Source organism: uncultured Parolsenella sp. (assembly GCF_934660935.1).
Classification (GTDB): Bacteria; Actinomycetota; Coriobacteriia; order Coriobacteriales; family Atopobiaceae; genus Parolsenella.
The window spans coordinates 77,905-95,536 of the sequence record NZ_CAKUIH010000006.1 but is presented as its reverse complement, the minus strand read 5'-3'; the positions used below and the strand labels follow the sequence as shown (position 1 = coordinate 95,536).

Below are 17,632 nucleotides of genomic sequence, written 5' to 3'. Positions count from 1 at the left end.
CAGGGATATCGCTCGCTTCTTCTAGCTAAGAGGCACGGATTGCGAGACGCCATCGCCGGAAAGCGCAAGCGACCCGCCCTGAACCACGGCGCTTGTCACCGTGCCCGAACCAACGACGGGCTGGCCGTCGTCGCCAAGCAGCTGGGAAGCAGTTGAGCCATCGGCGGGAAGATAGCAGATGATGTCCCACGTGCCATCGGGCAGGTTCTCCGGAATATAAAGCGTGCCCTGATATAGGCAGACGGAGGCGGGGGTGCCCGAAAGTGCCGCTACCACCGCGGTCTCCCCACTGGTCGAGCTGCGGACAAGCTCCCAGCCTTGATCGCCTTGGCTCGTGGAATAGGTGTAAGCCCCAAGCTCGATGCCCTCCTGCGCAGAAACGGCCGTCTCGGCGGGAGCAGTCGTGGCGGCACCAGAAGCCTGCTTGGAGGAGCCACCCAGGAGCGACGTGACAAGCATGACGAGAAGGACGACTACCACGAGCGCGGCGACGCCAATGCCGACGAGAACCGGAAGCGGGGCCTTTGCCGAGCGCTGGCGCGTGCCCTGACCGCGGCGCGCTTCCTTGGGAAGAGACCTGCGAGCGGCAGCGGCAGCACGACCTGCGGTCTCGCGCGTAGAGATGACGGCACCTTGACCGCGACGGATCGTATTAAAGGAACCCGTTGCCGCGGGGTCGACGTCAATGGGACGCGGCGCGTCGTCGCCCGAATAGGAGCCGGCCCCGTCGTCAGACGCGGTGATGGGAACCTGACCGGCGGCAACGCCAAGGTCCGTAGTGCCCCCGAGGTGGGCGAACTGGTGGGAAGAGGCAGTCGCGCGGGTTGCGTCCGCAAAGCGGGAGCCCCTGGCGCGAGCCGGCGCAGAACCCTGTCGATGGGACGCGGCGGGCGCGGGCGCAGCCTGAGTACGTGCAGGCGCGGCATACCCCGACACCGGGGGAACCCGATCCGCCGGTCGCGGCGTGGCGGCATGCGCGCCCATGTGGTGTCCAGAGACGGGGCGCCGGCCAGACGCGGACGCGGCCCGCTGAGGCTGACCCTGATCTGGCTGTTTGAAGCGCTTTGCTGACATCGCCATTCCCCCTTTGTCGCGCGCGGCAGACGGGCGAAACCTCCGCCTCCGCTGACGACGAAATTCTACAGCTCTCTGCGGGCCTCAATCGCACGCCCCAGCGTGACCTCGTCCGCATACTCAAGGTCTCCACCAACCGGAAGACCGCTCGCGAGGCGCGTCACGTGCACGCCGAGCGGTTTGATCGTACGCGACAAGTACGTAGCCGTGGTCTCGCCCTCGACATCCGGATTCGTCGCAAGGATGACCTCGGTGACGGTGCCATCCGCCAGGCGCGAGAGAAGCTCACGCACATGAAGCTGCTCCGGCCCGATCTTATCCATGGGCGAAATAACGCCACCGAGGACGTGATACAGGCCATGGAACGCGCCGGTCCTTTCGATGGCTGAAACGTCACGGGGCTCCGAGACCACGCATATCGAAGTCTGGTCTCGACTCGGGTCCTCGCACACGTCGCAACGCTCGCGCGTCGCGTAGCTGAAGCAGACCGGGCAGAAGTGAACCTGCTGCTTGACATCGAGAATCGCCTGCGCAAGCCTACGGGCATCCTCGGCATCAGTGCCGAGGATGTGATAGGCAATGCGCTGGGCGCTCTTAGGTCCAATGCCCGGCAGGCGGCCAAGCTCGTCGAGCAGGCGGCGCAAGGCGCGGCCATCATTGCGCGAGGCACCGAAGGGCTCTCCCTGGGCGCCGATTTGGTCGTAGGGCATAGGTTAGAAGAGCCCCGGAATGTTCATGCCACCAAGACCGGTAGCAGCGCTCATCTGAGAGCCGGCAGCCTCCTGGGCGCTGGAAAGGGCCTCGTTAACGGCGGCGAGGACCATATCCTGGAGAAGCTCGACATCCTCGGGATCACAGGCGTCAGGGCTGATCTCGATGGACTTGATCTGCATCTCGCCAGTGGCGACAACCTTGACCATGCCACCACCGGTGGAGGAGGAGACCTCGAGGTCCTTGAGCTTCTCCTGCGCGGCGGCAAGCTGCTCCTGCATCTTGCGCGCCTGCTTCATCATCTGCTGCATATTCATCTGGGCCATGGGGGCTCCTTCGTCTATCGCCGAAAAACGGCTTTGGTAACTCTTCTACTTTACCCGCTGAGGGCCCGGCGTGCCATCCGGCCTAGGCGTCGCCCTCAACATGGTCGATCTTGGTTCCGGCTCCGAAAATATCCATCATCGCGGAGCGAAGCTCTGCCTCGGAGGTGATGGGGTCAGACGATCCCGCCGCGGCGGAAGCCGCGGGGGGAACGGAAAGCGAGGGGGCCGCAGGCGCGGGGGCCGGCTCGGTAGCCGCGGGCACGGGGGCAGCGGGCGCCTCGGGCTCGCTCGGGTCGGCGCCAAAGTCCGCGGGCGCGGAATCCTCGTCGCCAGGAGCGAGGGTATCCTCGTCGTCATAGGGGACGTAGTCGTCATAGGGCGGCTCGTCTTCCTCGAATGCGGGCGCCGGCGCGGGGGCTGCAGGCGCTGGTCCGGGCACGGGGGTCGACGTGAATGCCGGCGTGGGCGCGGGTACCGGAGCGGGCGCGGGTGCCGGAGCGGGGGCTGGCGCCGGGACCGGCGCGGGATTCTCAACAGGCGCTGTCGCGGGTGCCTGGACAGGAGCAGCGGGCGCCGGCGCGGCAATCGGCGCGGGAGAGGCCTGCGCGGGCGTGGCAACGGCGACCGGAACCGAAGCGGGCTTGGGCGCGGCAGGTGCCTCGGAGCCAACGAGCGCAATCTGGCGAGAGCCGAAGGCAGCCGTCACGGCGGCATCGAGAATCGCCTTCACGTCTGCGCGGCCAAGCATCAGGCGAACGAAAGAACCACCCGCGGGCAGGCCAAGCATCAAGGTCGAGCCGTCATCAGACAGCGCGGTCACGTTAAGCAGCAAACCGCCACACGAGGGATTGCTCTTGACGATGCCATCAACGACGCCCTTCCACATGCGCTGGAGATTGCCAGCAGCGACCGACGAAGTGGGCGCAGGAGCCGGGGCAGGCGCGGGAGCTGGGGCAGTCACGGACTTCGGCGCGGGCGCCGGAACAGGCGCGGGCGCGGGAACCGGGGCCGCCGCAGGCTTGACCGGTGTCGGAGCGGGCGCGGGAGCCGGAGCCGCCGCGAACTTGTTGGTAGCGGAAGTCGCCGCGGGCTTGCGGCGAGGCAGGGGCGGCGGAGTAAACGGCTTCGGCGCCGCAGCCGTAGCCGCAGGCGCAGGGGCGGGCCTCGGCGCGGGCGATGACGCCACCACGGGCTCCACCGCAGGTGCGGACGCACCGACGGCGGGGGCCACCGCCACTCCCCCGCGCTCGAGGCGCTCGATGCGCTCGGCAAGGGCTTCGAGCGTAAGGTCGCCTTCGGGCCTCGCGCAGCGCGTCAGGGCGATCTCGAGAACGAGGCGCTGGTTGACGGCTGTGCGCATCTCGCTCGCCGCATCGCCGAGCACGGTAAGCACGCGCGCGAGGCGGTCGCTGCTGCCATACGCCGCCGCCTCCTCCGCAAGCTCGGCCAAGGCCTCGTCAGGCGCGTTCACCACGCCCGGCTTGGCACCGGCAACGCTCACCACGTAGGCATCGCGCACGCGGCTCGCGAGCTCGCGCGTGAACTGCAGGAGGTCTCCGCCGTTGTTGACGAGCTCCGCCACCTCGGAGAAGAGCGCGGGAACGTCGCGGTTCGCGAGCGCCAGGGACACCCCCGAGAGGGCAGACCCGCTCGCCTCGCCGAGAAGATCGCGCGCGGCCTCGGCACCCACATCTCCCGCGCCAAAGACAGAGAGTTGCTCGAGCGCGGAGAGCGCGTCACGCATGCCTCCGCGAGCATGGCGCACAACGATGTCGAGCGCTTCGTCATCGAAGGTGAAGCCCTCCTTCTCGCACACGTCAACGAGGTGAGCGCGCATCTCGTCCGGCGCGATGGAGTGGAAGTCGAAGCGCTGGACGCGCGAGAGAATGGTGGCGAGGATCTTCTGCGGATCCGTCGTGCACATGATGAAGACGACGTGCGCCGGCGGCTCCTCGAGCGTCTTGAGCAGCGCGTTAAACGCCGCAGGCGTCAACATGTGGACCTCGTCGATGATGTAGACCTTGTAGCGGCCACGCACCGGCGCGTAGTCGACGCGGTTGATGATCTCCTCGCGCACGTTGTCGACGCCCGTGCGGCTTGCCGCGTCGAGCTCGTAAACATCCGGGTGCTCGCCGGCGGCGATGAGGCGGCATTCCTCGCAGGTGCCATCCGGCAGGTGGCCCTCGCCCTGCTCGCACATGAGGGCCTTCGCAAGGATGCGGGCCATGGTGGTCTTGCCGGTGCCGCGCGGGCCGCAGAAGAGGTAGGCGTGGCTCGTGCGTCCCTCGCATACGGCGCGCTCGAGCGTGGAGACCACGTGCGTCTGACCAACTACCTGCTCAAACGTCTGCGGACGATATTTGCGATACAGCGACTCCATGGGACCTCCGGCAATCGTAGCGGCACGACCGAGACGGGCCACGCCAGACCAGACCAGTATACCCGGGGTGCCCGCCTCTCCTCCGCCCACGCTACCGCCCGCCTAATCCGCACCCGCCGCGGGCCCCGCGAGACGTACCCTTTTGCACGGAAACGCAAACAAAGGGGGAACCATGGCAAACACCGGAAGCGCATGCGACGCGGTCGCAACGAACGGCACGGACGAGGCGGTCCTCGGCCTCGACATCGGCGGTACGAGCATCAAGATGGGCATCGTGACGAGGGACGGGAAAATCCTCGCCACGGCGAAGGTCCCAACCGACGAGCTTGATAATGCCGAGGCATTTGATAGGGTCTCAGCCTCCGCAGTCGCCCTCGTGCGCGAGGCGGGAAAGGACCCCGAGACGCTCGGCGCCATCGGCATCGATGTTCCCGGCGTCGTCCTCGAGGACGGCACGCTGGCCATGGCCCCCAACATCGTTCTTGATCTCGCCGGTCTGACCGCAACCCTCAAGGCCGCCTTCCCCATCGCCCGCACCCGCGCGCTCAACGACGCGAACGCCGCGGCGCTTGGAGAGGCCTGGCTCGGAGCGGGCGACGGCGTCAGGAGCGCCGTCATGCTTACGCTCGGCACGGGCGTGGGCGCCGGCGTCATCGTTGACGGAAAGGTTGTCGTTGGAACGCACGGCGCGGGCGGGGAAGCCGGCCACATCAACGTAAACCCCAGCGAACCCGAAGCCTGCGGCTGCGGCTGCCACGGCTGCCTCGAGCAATATGCGAGCGCCCGCGGCCTCATCCGCCTCTATCGCGAGGAATGCGCAGCGTCCGGTGCCGTCGAGGTCCCGATCGCCCACGCGACCGACGCACTTGCCATCTTCGAGGCCGCGCGCGCGGACAATCCCGAGGCCCTGCGCGCATGCGAGCGCCTCGCAGACTACCTCGCGCGCGCGATGTCAATCATCGCGGCAATCGCGGATCCGGAGATGTTCATCCTGGGCGGGGGCATGTGCGGAGGCTGGGATACGTTTGGTGACGTTTGCCTGGAGAAATACCGTGCCTACGCCATCCCCGGTTGCCGCGACACCCTCATTCGCGTTGCCACGCTGGGAAACGACGCCGGATTCCTCGGCGCAGCGCGCCAGGCGATCGCGCTGTTGTAAGCAGGCTCCTCACCATAGGCGGGCGACTTCATGAAGCAGCGCAGTTCCACGCCAAGCCGCGCTCCTCGATCGCTCGGCGAACTCTGCACCTTGTAACCATCGACCCGCGAGACCCACAGATTCAGAATCTCAGGCACAAAAAGCGCCCCGATCATCCGGGGCGCTTGCCGGGCCATGGCAGCCAAAGGCTCCTTTTCCCGCTTCGCGGGTGACCCGGATCTTCCAATCGGCGCGCGTCCTCCCAGAGAACAGGGGGTTGGAAGAATCTCTGAAGAACTTAATGGGCGTGCCGTTGAATGCGCCCAGCATGCTACCCGACGACCGGAGGGGAGACGAGCGTTCAGGAGGACGCGCGCTTTACTCGTATTGTGTACATCCGCCCCCGGCTTGAATCACACCCGGGGTTTTGACCACCGCGAACGGTATTCCTGGCCTGGCAAAAGGTATGCCCAAGGCAGATGGAAACAGCGACGAACTGTGGTTCTAGCTGCGGTAACGTTTACCACAGCTATGGGGACGGGACCTAATTTAGCCATCCGGCAAGCCGTTCTAGCATGTCAAAACGACACAGCAACCACGCGGCATACATGTGCCACTTAAGCGTGTCGATTCACAAGCTACGTCGCGGCATCGCGAGCTGCGTTTCGGCATGAAACTCGCGCGAAGGAGCGCAGCACACAAAAAGGCCGCGGGAGTACATACATTCCGCGGCCCTTCGCCAACACATTAAACAACTTGCAGGCTTTACATCACACGCCGTCCGTGCGCACTACTCGCTCTTCTTGCCGAGCTTCGCCTTCACGAGGCCAACGACCGTGGGGATGACCGACACGAGCACGATGCCCACGATGAGCAGCTCGAAGTGCTCCTGAACGAAGGGGATGCCACCGAAGAAGTAGCCCAGCAGCGTGAAGACCGTCGACCAGACAACGCCACCCAGGATGTTGAAGGTCACGAAGTTGCGCCAGTGCATGCCGCCCATGCCCGCGATAAACGGCACGAAGGTACGGATGAACGGGAAGAAGCGGCCGAGGAAGATGGCGAGGTGGCCCCACTTCTCGAGGAACTTCTCGGACTTCTCGATGCGCTCCGGCGTCATGGCCTTGACCTTGCCCGACGCGATGATCCTCTTACCAAAGAAGTGGCCGATCATGAAGTTGCACTGGTCACCCAAAATCGCAGCCGCCCAGGCAACGCCGAGAAGGGCGACGATGTTGAAGCCACCGTTGTGCGCGAAGAAGCCCGAGGCGAACAACAGCGAGTCGCCCGGGAGGAATGGGAAGAACACGACACCCGTCTCGATGAAGATGATGAGGAAGACGCAGCCATAGGCCATGAGCGGGCCAGCGGCAATCCAGCTGGCGATGGCAGTTCGCGGATCCTTCAGAAGCTCGGCAATGAAGTTAATGAAGCCCATAGTCCGTCCCATCTGGCAATGTCCTGCGCCAGGCGACGCGGCATTCCCGAGTTAGAAAAACGCCCCGTGGATGCAGCCATCGCATTCCTCGGGGCGTCGCTTGCTGGTCATCAAGTGAGCACGATGGGAACGGGTGCCCGCCAGAGGCCCCTTATGGCTGCTGCCTTCCGGCCCTGACCAGGTTCGAGGTGTGACGTCACCCGAACCCATCGAACTCACTCGGGGACTCAGTATACAAAAGACGGGCGCCCGGCCGCAAAGGCAGGGCGCCCGCTACCAAAGCTACACGAGTCAGCAGCACAAAAGCTGACAAAGGGACTGTCCCTTTGTCACTCCCCCTGTCAACCCGCGCGGCACCACCTGCAAAAGGGGCTGTCCCTTTTGCAGGTTTAGAACAGCGCGCCGGAGACGATGAGGGCGGCGGCGATGAGAAGCGCTGCGTAGTCGGCGGCGACGAACGGGTAGCGTTTGTAGCTGCTCTCGCGAGTACGCAGGTAGAAGCCGCGCTGCTCGGCGGCGAGCGCCGTCGCGTCGGTCTTGCCCACCGAGCTCACGAGCAGAGGGATGCAAAGCGGCAGCATGAGCTTGATCTTCTTGAAGGGGTTCTTCGTGTCGTACTCCACGCCGCGCGCGGTCTGGGCCTCCATGATCGCGTTCATCTCCTGGCTGAACACGGGCACGAAGCGGAGCGCCGTCGTGAAGGTGAAGGCATAGCGATAGGGCACGTGGAGAATCTCGACGCAGGCGTTGGCAAGGTCATTCAGCTTGGTCACCGTAAGCATGAGAATGAGCGGCAGCGCCACGCCCAGCAGGCGCAGGCACGCCTTCGTGCCCGTGACGAGGCCGTCCACCGTCATCCAAAGCGCAACGGCATCGCCTGTGCGCACGAAGGCAGTCTGAAGCGCAAGCATCACCACGGCGAGCGGAACGAGCAGCTTGAGCAGCGAGAGCAGGTTCTTGAAGACGCCGGCATAGGAACCTAGCACGAGCGTGAGGGCGAGCAGGCCCAGAAGCATCGGGTAGGTGTCTCCGAGGAAGGTCGCGATGATGATGCCCGCGGCGAGCGCGAGCTTGGCGATGGGATTCAGGCGGTGCAGGACGGTATCGCCCGGAACGTAGTCGATGACGTTAACCACGGCGGATCATCTCCTCAGTGACGCGGACGATGTCGGAAACCTCACTCATACCGCTGAACTCGGGCGACACGTCGCTCGCGAGGCGCGCGGAGAGCTCGACGGCCTGGGGCGGCGCCACGTAGGCGCGCCTCATAAGGTCCTCGTTCGCGAAAATCTCCGCAGCGGGGCCACGATCGAGGATCTCGCCGTTAGCCATGACCACAAGGCGCTCGGCGAAGTCGCTCACGACCTCCATGTCGTGGCACACCATGATGACGGCACAGCCGCGCTCGGCCATCTCGCGCACGGTCTCCATGACCGTCATGCATTCGCGATAGTCGAGGCCGCTCGTGGGCTCATCGAGCAGAACGACGTCCGGATCGGTGACGACGACGCTCGCGAGCGCCACCATCTGGCGCTGTCCCCGCGAGAGCGAGAAGGGCGCCTCGTCAAGCGGCAGGCCAAAGCGCTGGGCAACCTGCTCGGCACGCCTCCTCGCCTCCCCCGCCTCGACGCCCTGGAGCTCGAGGCCGAAGGCAATCTCCTCGAGAACCGTGTCCTTGCAGAGCTGGCGGTCCGGATTCTGGAAGAGGGTCGCGCAACGGGCGGCGATGGCGCTGGTGGGCACCTCGCGCGTGTCGAGGCCCGCGACGCGAACGCTGCCAGAAGACGGCTTGAGCAAGCCGTTCAGCAGCTTGGTCAGCGTGGTCTTACCCGCACCGTTCTGACCCACGACCCCCACGAGCTCGCCCGGATAGACGCGCATTTCGAGGTCACGCACGGAGGCGCCGCCATGCGGATAGGAGAAGTTAACGCCCTGGAGCAGGACGACGGGCTCAGCTCCCTCGGCGTGGGGGCGCGGGGCAGGGGCGTGCGGGGACGCGGCGGGGCGGGTCCCCGACACCACGCCGGCCGCGGCCTGTCCGCCGGCCGCGGTACCCTCGCGGACGCCCACAAGCCCGGCGACGAGGGCCTCGGCCTCGGCCACGTTTAGGCAGGGCTCGCCCGCCGTGATGAAACCGTCCCTGACAAGGCAGTTCGAGATGCGAGCGACACGCGGGCTGTCAACGCCGATCTCGCGAAGCTCGGCGGAGTGGCAGAACACCTCGTGCGGCGTGCCGGAGAAGGCGACGTGGCCGCGGTCCATCACGACGATGCGGCCGCAGTACTCGGAGAGAAGCGCGACCTTCTGCTCGATGACGACGACGGTGACGCCAAGGCGCTCGTTCGCTTCGCGAAGCGTCTCGAAGACGAGGCGCGAGCTGGCGGGGTCGAGCGCGGCGGTGGGCTCGTCGAGGACGAGGACGCGCGGCTCGAGCGCCAGGATGGCGGCGATGGCGACCTTCTGCTTCTGGCCGCCGGACAGCGTCGCGATCTCGCGGTCGCGGAGATCGGAGATGCCCACGGTCTCGAGCGTGGTCGCGATGCGGCCCTCGATCTGGTCGTGCGGCACACCGAAGTTCTCGAGGCCAAAGAGCATCTCGTCCTCGACAACGGACGCTACCATCTGGGCGTCAATATCCTGCAACACACTGCCGACGACACTCGAGATATCCGTCAGGGTGACGTCGCAGGTATCCTTGCCATCGACAAGCGTCGCGCCGAAGAGCTGGCCGGTGAAGTGGTGCGGGATAGCGCCGCTCATGACGGCGGTAAGGGTCGACTTGCCGGCGCCTGACGGGCCGATGACGCCCACGAAGTCGCCCCCGCAGATTGAGAGAGACACCTGGTCAAGCGCCTTTTCCCTCGTAGGCTCGCCGGAGCCGTCGTAAGAGAAGCTGACGTCCTTGAGCTCGATGATTGGTTTGCCCGTGGTCATGATGGAGGGGCCTTTCGAAGCGGTCGCGAACTTTTACGAGACGTGCGCGCGCGACCCCGCGAGGACGCGGCACACGAAAAGGCGCCGGCCCGCATGAGCCGGCGCCAACATGGTATCTAAGTTACTTGCCGAGAACCTTGACGAGCGGGATGTAGAGCGCCTGGACGACGGCGGCGTTGAAGACCGCGGTGCCGAGGACGAGCGGGACCTTGACCATGGCGCTGGCGATCGGGGCACCCATCATCGCGGTGCCGAGGACGGCAAAGAGGGCGCCGGAGACGAGCGTCGTCAGGAAGGTGGCGACGAGCGGGGTCAGGGCAAAGCCACCGGACTTGCGGTCAAGGCTGCAGAGGCCAAACATCACGATGGCGGCAACGGTCTCGGTAAGGAAGTTCAGGCCGGGAATGGACGTCGTGATCTGGATGACGCAGGCGGAGACGACGGCATAGATGACGGACTGAACGAGGTTGGCGCGGGTGAGAATGATCGCGAGCGCGTAGGCGGCGATGATGAACTGCGGCTTGATGCCAACGGTGGCCAGGGCGTTGCCCACGGTCATGTTGAGGATGAAGCCGGCGGCGAGCAGAATCGCCAGCAGGACGAGGGACTTGATGTCGACGAGGCCATTGGACTTGGCAGAGGCGGAAACGGTGCGGGCTTCGACGCTGGCCATGGTGGAATCCCTTCGGGTGAGGTTTGCGTGAGGTGGTGCCGGCGTGCCGAGTCGAGGTGGCGTCGGCGGGGTAACGCTTTCCGAGTCGTATCTGGCGGAGGGCGCACCGGGCTAGTCGTTGAGCTTGAGGGCCTTCTTGATGGGGACATAGAGGGCGGCGACGAGAATCGCGTTGAAGACGGCGGTGAGGACGATGACGGGGAGCATCGCGGCGGCGAGCTGCTCGGCGGCGCCGACCATCGCGATCTTGATAACCATGAAGATGACGCCGGAGACCGCGGTGGTCGCGAAGGTGGCGACGGCAGCGGCAACCGGACTGACGGTGCCCTTCTTACCGGCGGCGCTCACGATGCCAGCCATGAGCATGGCGGCGATGCCCTCGGCGGCAAAGTCGATGAAGGGCGAGGTCGTGGTGAGCTGGATCACCGCGGCGGAGATGAGGCCAATGACGAGCGCCTGGGGGATGTTCGGGCGGACGACGAGGATCGTGATGCAGAAGGCCGAGATGATGAACTCGGGGGAGATCATGCCGCCCGACATCGTGGAAATAGCCTTGCCGAGGGTGAAGTTCAGGATGAAGCCGGCGGCGAGCAGGATGGCGAGCAGGACGAGGGCCTTGAGGTCGAGGGCGTCGGTGGACTTGGTGGAGACGGTGCGGGCCTGCTGGGTGTTCTCGGACATTTTTGGATTCCTTCCTTTGTCCCCGGCTGGTCGTCGGGACTGTTTGACTTGCTATGACTGAAGTTTGCGGACTGTTGCCGCGATACGAAAAAAGGGCCCCCGGTCGCCCGGGAGCCCTTCTAATCGCGAAAAATATGGCGCGACAAGACTCACCATCGACCGAGAGAGATCGAGTTGCGCCACCACCAGTTGTTGTTCTGGGACTTGAACATGTTGGCACTCCTCTCTGCTCTCTCGACTTCGATTCGATGCGCTCTTGCGCGTTGTCGGAGACTATACGCGCATCCCCCGCGCAGAAGCAAGGGCTTTTTCTGTAAACGATACGTTACGCTGCGCACGCGCAGGTAGATGACCCGTTCTTGTCAATCGGCGAATGGACGAGCGCCTCCCGACAACGCATAACGCCCAGCCCTCCGCAAGCCGCCCAGGGCACGCGCTGCCCGCCCTCCTCGCGAGCCGCCTACTTCGTCATCTTCTCGCGCCAGCCGTCAAGACGATCGAGGGCGGCCTTCAGCACCTCGTCAGACTTGGCGAAGTGGAAGCGCACGAAGCGGTTCTCCGGCGTGTCATAGAAGCAGCTCGCAGGCACCGTGCCCACGCCCACCTTCTTGATGAGGTCCACCGCGCAGTCATAGTCGCTCTCGTAGCCCAGGCTCGAAACGTCGGCCATGACGTAGTAGGCACCCTGCGGCTCGATGAAATCGAAGCCGAGGTCACGCAAGCCGTCACAGAACAGGTCGCGCTTGTGGGTGTAGAGCGCCGTGAGCTCGTCGTAGTAGGACTGCGGCAGCTCAAGGCCCGCAACGGCGGCCTCCATGAGGGGCGCCGCAGCGCCCACGGTAAGGAAGTCGTGCACCTTGCGGGCGCGGTCGATGACGTCCGCCGGCGCAATGACATAGCCCAGACGCCAACCGGTCATGCTGTAGGTCTTCGAGAGTGAGCTGCAGGAGAGCGTGCGCTTCTCCATGCCTGGCAGGCTCGCGAAGTAGATGTGCTCGTACGGCGCATACACGATGTGCTCGTAGACCTCGTCGGTGATGACCCAGAGGTCGTACTTCTCGGCCATCTTGGCAATAAACTCGAGCTCAGAGCGCGAGAAAACGTGACCGCAGGGGTTAGACGGGTTGCACAGGATCAGCGCCTTCGTGCCCGGCTGCGCGCACGCCGCCTCGAGCTCGGCCTCGTCAAAGGTGAAGGTAGGCGCGTGAAGCTCCACGTACGTGGGGTCGGCACCACACAGGATCGTGTCCGCCCCGTAGTTCTCATAGAACGGCGAGAAGATCACGACGCGGTCGCCAGGGTTGGTGACCGTCATGACGGAGCACATCATGGCCTCGGTCGACCCGCAGGTGACGACGATCTGGGTCTCGGGATCGATGTCGATGCCCATGCGCGGGCTCTGCTTGGCGGCAAGCGCCGCGCGGAAGTTTGGCGCCCCCCAGGTGATGGCGTACTGGTGCGGGCCCTTGTGGGCGACCTCGGCAAGGCGATCGGTGATCTCCGCAGGGGGATCGAAATCAGGGAAACCCTGTGACAGGTTAATCGCGTCGTACTTCATGGAAACGCGCGTCATGCGGCGAATCACAGAATCCGTGAACTGCGACGTGCGCTGGCTGAGCTCTTGCATGCTTGCCTCCCGGTGTGGCGAATAGTTCTCGAGCCACGCTACCACCACAACGTTGCGCTTCGATAACGGGAGGAGATTGGTTTTTGCTTTGCTGGTGTGACGGCACGCTTGGCGGCCTGCCTTGCTGGCGCGGCGGCACGCTTGGCGGCCAGCCACGCCAGATTACAGCCGCGACATCGCAAGGCGCCCACAGCACCCGCGGACGACGCGCGCAACGGTCCCGCCATCGAGCCCGCTATACGTCGATCGTGATGTCGTCGCCAATGACCTCGCGCGTCTTGTCTATGAGCCAGGCATGCGGGTCATCGAGGGTCGAGAGGAGCTCGTTCGCGCGGGCGTCCTCGTCCGAGTAGCCCTTCACGAAGCGAACCACGTCAGTATCGCCCACCATGTGCTCGACAAGCGGGTGCCACACAACATTCTCTACGGCGATGCCGCCCGGGCCGACGTTGTCCCCCTCCTCTTCCGTGCGCACGAAATCGAAGGTGACCATGCCGCTCATGATGCAATCCGGGTTGCCGCCGTAGCCGGCGAGGAAATCGCCCAGGCCATAGGCGCAGAGCATCTTGCCGCCATCCGAGCGGCTCACCCACTCGACCGGCTGGATCACGTGAACATGGCTACCGATCACCACGTCAACGCCGGCGTCGGCGCACACCTGCGCCATCTCGCGCTGCTCGTCGCTCGGCTCGTTCTTGTACTCTGCACCCCAGTGCATGTAGACGAGGACGACGTCGGCCACCTTGCGCGCCTGAGCAACCTCCTCCTTGAGCCTGTCCGCGTCATAGGGAACGGCATAGTAGTCATTGGGGAGGTCACTCTGCTCGTAACCGTTCTGGCCATAGCTATACGAAAGCGCGGCAACCTTGATGCCGTTGCACTCAACGACGCGAACCGTCGCGCGGTCCTCCTCGCTCGCATAACTGCCGATGGTGACGAGGCCCGACTTGCTGTTCCAGACCTCCTGGGCATGCTCGATCGAGGGCGTCCAAGTGTCATAGGTGTGGTTCGAGTTGGTCGCGACGATTCGCCAGCCGGTGTCAGCCACGGCGTCTGCCATGGAGTCCGGCGTGTTGTAGCTGGGATAGCCCATGTAATCGAAGCGGTCCGTGCCACCGAGCGTCGTCTCCTGGTTCACGAAGGAGACATCGCACTGGTCTTGGATGAATGGCTTCACCTCGCTGTAGAAGGGCGTGAAGTCATACTCGCCGTCGCCGGTGGAACCCGCCCAGGAATCCGCGAGTTTGAGGAGGTTCTCGTTGATGAGGTTGTCGCCCACGGCAGAGAAACTCATGCGCCCCTCGCCGCTTGCGGTTCTGCGCCCAGCGTCGAGAACCTTGGTCGCGGGAGCCGTCGGGTCTGCGGAGGCAGGCTCGGTCGTTGCCGCGACGGAAGTGGTCGCAGCCGCGGGCTCAGGCTCCTCCTGAGGCCTGACCAGGCCGGCGACGCATCCGGAAATACCACGCACGATAAGGACGAGAAGGACGACGGCAAGAACGCCCGCCGCGATGAAGCCCCACTTCGGCCCCACCGACCGCCTGGGCTTGAGGGACTTAAAGCCCCAGCCACCATTGCTCGCGATGGTCTTGTGCATCTGGGGAACGTTCTGCGTGCTCCAACCCAAGGGACGCTGCTGCTGCGGACGCCTGCGAGGACGCGGAGCGCGGTCATCAGGGATTGTCAAGCGGCCAGAAGACGAGTACTCGGCCGAACCATATTCGCTGCGGTGGGCAGGGCCCGTGCGGTGGTAGCCTCCGCGCTCCCCCAGACGCTCGCCGGAGACGGAGCGACGACGCGCGTTGGGAAGCGACGCCGCGGCACTTCTACCCTCGGCGGGATCGATGCGGCGACCATCCTTGCGCGGGCGCGAAGGACGCGCGCCATAGGTCCCCGAGGTGACCTCTCGCGCGGGGTCCCGGCGCGCGGGCTGTGCACCGGCATGCGGATAGGACGCCCGGCGCTCGTTTACGTCAGGCTCGTCATGCTGCCACCAGGCGCCGTCTGACGGCTCCCCCATCGCGCATCCCCCCGGCTCGGTTGCGTTCGAATTGCGAATTTGTCCGCGAAATCCCTCATTAGCACATAAGCGTAACCCCTTTGAGCTGCGCGATAAGCATACTTCCGCTACAGTGTTCTCGTCTAATCGATAATCGGTATACCAACGGCCGCGAGCGTGGCAACCCGCCGCCCGCCTAGCCGCAGACGAGGAGCCGGGACAAACCTCCGCCCCAAGCCCTCCCCACAGATAGGAACGAACTACATGACCCAGAGCACCACCCCGGGCGACGCTGTCGCCTTCTCCGGCCTCGGCCTTTCCGAGCCGGTCCTCGCCGCTGTCGACGCCCTTGGCTACACGGAGCCCACACCCGTCCAAGCGCGCGCCATCCCCTATGTTCTCGAGGGGCGCGACCTGCTTGCCGCCGCCCAGACGGGCACCGGCAAGACCGCGGCCTTCGTCCTTCCCGCCATGAGCCGTCTCACCCACGTCGCGCGCCATCATGGCCCCGCCATGCTCGTCGTGACCCCCACCCGCGAGCTCGCCCAGCAAATCGCCGACGTCTGCACCACCGTCGAGGCATACACGCATCACCGCAGCGTCACCATCGTGGGTGGCGTTGGCTACGAGCCGCAGAAGCAGGCCCTTCGCCGCGGCTGCGACATCCTCGTCGCCACGCCCGGTCGCCTCGTCGACCTCATCGAGCAGGGCGAGGCTCATCTTGACGAGGTCGAGGTGCTTGTCCTCGACGAGGCGGACCGCATGCTCGACATGGGCTTCCTGCCCCAGATGCGCAAAATCGTCTCCGAGACGCCTTCCACGCGACAGACGCTGCTCTTCTCCGCCACGCTCGACGAGACCGCCATCGGCGGCATTCGCGACCTCGTACATGACCCCGCCACCGTCGAGATCGCCCACAAGGGCACTGTCGCCGAGACGATCGACCAGTACGTTCTCCCCGTCTCCCTTGACGAGAAGAACGGCCTGCTCACCAAGGTCCTCAAGAGCGAGGGCACGGACCGCGTGATCGTCTTCACCCGCACCAAGCACCGCGCGGACGCCTGCTGCCGTCGCCTGCGCCGCGCCGGCATCGCCTGCGCGCCCATCCACGGCGACCGCAGCCAGAACCAGCGCGAACGCGCGCTTCGCGACTTCCGCGACGGCAAGGTCGACATCCTCGTTGCCACGGACGTCCTCGCTCGCGGCATCGACGTCTCCGACGTTCGATACGTCGTCAACTTCGACGTTCCGGAGGACCCCGAGGACTACATCCACCGCATTGGCCGCACGGGCCGTGCCGGCGAGACGGGCTGGGCACTCACTTTCGTTACCGTCAACGACGCCGAAGACCTCTTTGACATCGAACGCCTCATGGGCCAGGTCGTCCCTCCCTACGAGGCAAAGGTCGAGCTCGAGCTGGGCGAGGAACTCCCCGAGCTCGATCCCAACCGCACCGCGGATGCCCCGGCGCGCGACGCGGGCAAGAAGCGCAGGAAACGCGGCGGCAAGGGTAAGGGCAAGTTCGCGCGCGGCGGCGAGGGTCGCGAAGGCGGCAGGTCCGAGGGCCGCAAGCGTGAGGACCGTAAGGGTCGCGAGACGGGCGACCACAAAGAGCGCGCTGGCCGTGACGCCCAGACGGACCGCGACCCCCGAGAGAGCACCCCTCGCGGCAGGCGCAAGATCGACGCGACCGGCGCTCTCCTCAGCCGCGGTGAGATTGCAGAGCTCGAAGCCGAGGCCAGCGGAAAGAAGCGCAGGCGCAAGGGCAAGGGTTCCGGCGTTCGCGCCCAGGCTCCGAACGGTGTTCGCAAGGGATCGAGCCGGCGCCAGGGCGACGCCGCGAGGCGTCAGAAGGCCGCCGGCGGAACCTCGAAGTCCGGCAAGCCCGCTTCGAAACACGCGACTAAGCCGACCGGCAAGCCGCGTCGTCGCGTGGGCGACCGTCAGGGCCGCGAGCGCGGAATCTACTAGTCAAACGCCGGACCGCAGGGCCCGGCAGGCACGGGAGTCATCATGGCAAAGAAGAGCACCTCGAAGCAGTCCCCGGATAACCACCTTTTCTCGTTCAGCTATGACGTGAACCACACCCTCCTCGAGGATGCCTCTCTCGCCATGATGGGCAATCGCCTCCGCAGCCCGTCGAACATCGCGAGCGTCCTTCTGCTCATCGTGATTGTCTTCATCGCGATGTCGCCCAACGGAAGGCAGGTGACGCTCCTCCTCGTCTCGCTCGTCTGCGTCGAGGTTGTCCTCTGGTTCGTCTCCGACCACTGGAATCAGTTCCACCTCAGGCGCCTCAAGAAGGCCGGCCTCGACATCACCGGGCTCCCCAAGGAAAGCCGCCGCGTCAAGGTCGAGGTCTACCCCGACCACCTCGTCGCCAACGTTCCCGGCAAAGAGGCCGAAGAGCTTCCGCTCTCGACCGTTCATAAGCTGTACCTCGGCCGCGAGGTCAGCGTAGTCGAGTTCGTGGGCCCGCGCTACGTCATCGTGCCCAAGCGCGCCCTCAGCGAACAGCGTCACCGCGACCTGATTCAGCTCGTTACGCCCGCAAAGTAACTCGCACTTTCGGCATGCTTAGCCCGCCTAAGCATGCCGTTTTTGTTTGCCCACGTCGTCGACCAGTAACGCCACGGGCAGGTGCCGAAAACAGG

General features: G+C 65.3%; 14 protein-coding genes and 1 other RNA gene. 3 read left to right on the top strand and 12 right to left on the bottom strand.

What is annotated here, in order from left to right; all coding sequences use genetic code 11:
- Positions 1–21: 21 nt before the first annotated feature.
- From Q0H23_RS04585 to dnaX, 4 genes are all read right to left on the bottom strand, one after another.
- Positions 22–936 (bottom strand): hypothetical protein, encoded by a 915-nt coding sequence (locus tag Q0H23_RS04585; protein ID WP_293836193.1) that lies wholly within the window; start codon positions 934–936, stop codon positions 22–24.
- Positions 937–1,139: 203 nt separating this feature from the next.
- Positions 1,140–1,784: a recombination mediator RecR gene (gene recR, locus Q0H23_RS04580; RefSeq protein ID WP_293836191.1), complete on the bottom strand. Its 645-nt coding sequence runs from the start codon at positions 1,782–1,784 to the stop codon at positions 1,140–1,142.
- Positions 1,785–1,787: 3 nt separating this feature from the next.
- On the bottom strand, positions 1,788–2,111 hold the full coding sequence (locus tag Q0H23_RS04575; protein WP_293814361.1) for a YbaB/EbfC family nucleoid-associated protein: 324 nt from the start codon (positions 2,109–2,111) through the stop codon (positions 1,788–1,790).
- Between the two features lie 82 nt (positions 2,112–2,193).
- Positions 2,194–4,491: a DNA polymerase III subunit gamma/tau gene (dnaX, locus tag Q0H23_RS04570; protein ID WP_293836189.1), complete on the bottom strand. Its 2,298-nt coding sequence runs from the start codon at positions 4,489–4,491 to the stop codon at positions 2,194–2,196.
- A 172-nt stretch (positions 4,492–4,663) separates the two neighbouring features.
- Here dnaX and Q0H23_RS04565 point away from each other — a divergent pair, with 172 nt between their 5' ends.
- Positions 4,664–5,650 (top strand): ROK family protein, encoded by a 987-nt coding sequence (locus tag Q0H23_RS04565; RefSeq protein ID WP_293836187.1) that lies wholly within the window; start codon positions 4,664–4,666, stop codon positions 5,648–5,650.
- Positions 5,651–6,419: 769 nt separating this feature from the next.
- Here the strand turns inward: Q0H23_RS04565 and Q0H23_RS04560 are convergent.
- The 8 genes from Q0H23_RS04560 to Q0H23_RS04525 all read right to left on the bottom strand — a co-directional run bounded on the left by Q0H23_RS04560 (position 6,420) and on the right by Q0H23_RS04525 (position 14,999).
- Positions 6,420–7,067, bottom strand: coding sequence for a VTT domain-containing protein (locus Q0H23_RS04560; RefSeq protein ID WP_293836185.1), 648 nt, complete (start codon positions 7,065–7,067; stop codon positions 6,420–6,422).
- Positions 7,068–7,184: 117 nt separating this feature from the next.
- Positions 7,185–7,280: signal recognition particle sRNA small type (gene ffs, locus Q0H23_RS04555), an RNA gene on the bottom strand.
- 176 nt (positions 7,281–7,456) lie between these two features.
- Positions 7,457–8,203: an energy-coupling factor transporter transmembrane component T gene (locus Q0H23_RS04550; RefSeq protein ID WP_293836183.1), complete on the bottom strand. Its 747-nt coding sequence runs from the start codon at positions 8,201–8,203 to the stop codon at positions 7,457–7,459.
- Entirely contained in the window at positions 8,196–10,001 is a 1,806-nt protein-coding gene (locus Q0H23_RS04545; RefSeq protein ID WP_293836181.1) for an energy-coupling factor transporter ATPase, read from the bottom strand. Before Q0H23_RS04545 ends, Q0H23_RS04550 begins: the two co-directional genes overlap by 8 nt.
- A gap of 121 nt (positions 10,002–10,122) precedes the next feature.
- Positions 10,123–10,674 carry a tryptophan transporter gene (locus tag Q0H23_RS04540; protein ID WP_293836179.1) on the bottom strand — a complete coding sequence of 184 codons (552 nt, stop codon included), beginning with the start codon at positions 10,672–10,674 and terminating at the stop codon, positions 10,123–10,125.
- 111 nt (positions 10,675–10,785) lie between these two features.
- Entirely contained in the window at positions 10,786–11,355 is a 570-nt protein-coding gene (locus Q0H23_RS04535) for a hypothetical protein (protein ID WP_293836177.1), read from the bottom strand.
- A 460-nt stretch (positions 11,356–11,815) separates the two neighbouring features.
- Entirely contained in the window at positions 11,816–12,982 is a 1,167-nt protein-coding gene (locus tag Q0H23_RS04530; RefSeq protein WP_293836175.1) for an aminotransferase class I/II-fold pyridoxal phosphate-dependent enzyme, read from the bottom strand.
- A 235-nt stretch (positions 12,983–13,217) separates the two neighbouring features.
- On the bottom strand, positions 13,218–14,999 hold the full coding sequence (locus Q0H23_RS04525; protein ID WP_293836173.1) for a CapA family protein: 1,782 nt from the start codon (positions 14,997–14,999) through the stop codon (positions 13,218–13,220).
- Positions 15,000–15,242: 243 nt separating this feature from the next.
- Here Q0H23_RS04525 and Q0H23_RS04520 point away from each other — a divergent pair, with 243 nt between their 5' ends.
- Entirely contained in the window at positions 15,243–16,949 is a 1,707-nt protein-coding gene (locus Q0H23_RS04520; protein ID WP_293836171.1) for a DEAD/DEAH box helicase, read from the top strand.
- A 42-nt stretch (positions 16,950–16,991) separates the two neighbouring features.
- Entirely contained in the window at positions 16,992–17,537 is a 546-nt protein-coding gene (locus tag Q0H23_RS04515; protein ID WP_293836169.1) for a hypothetical protein, read from the top strand.
- The last annotated feature ends 95 nt before the right edge of the window (positions 17,538–17,632 follow it).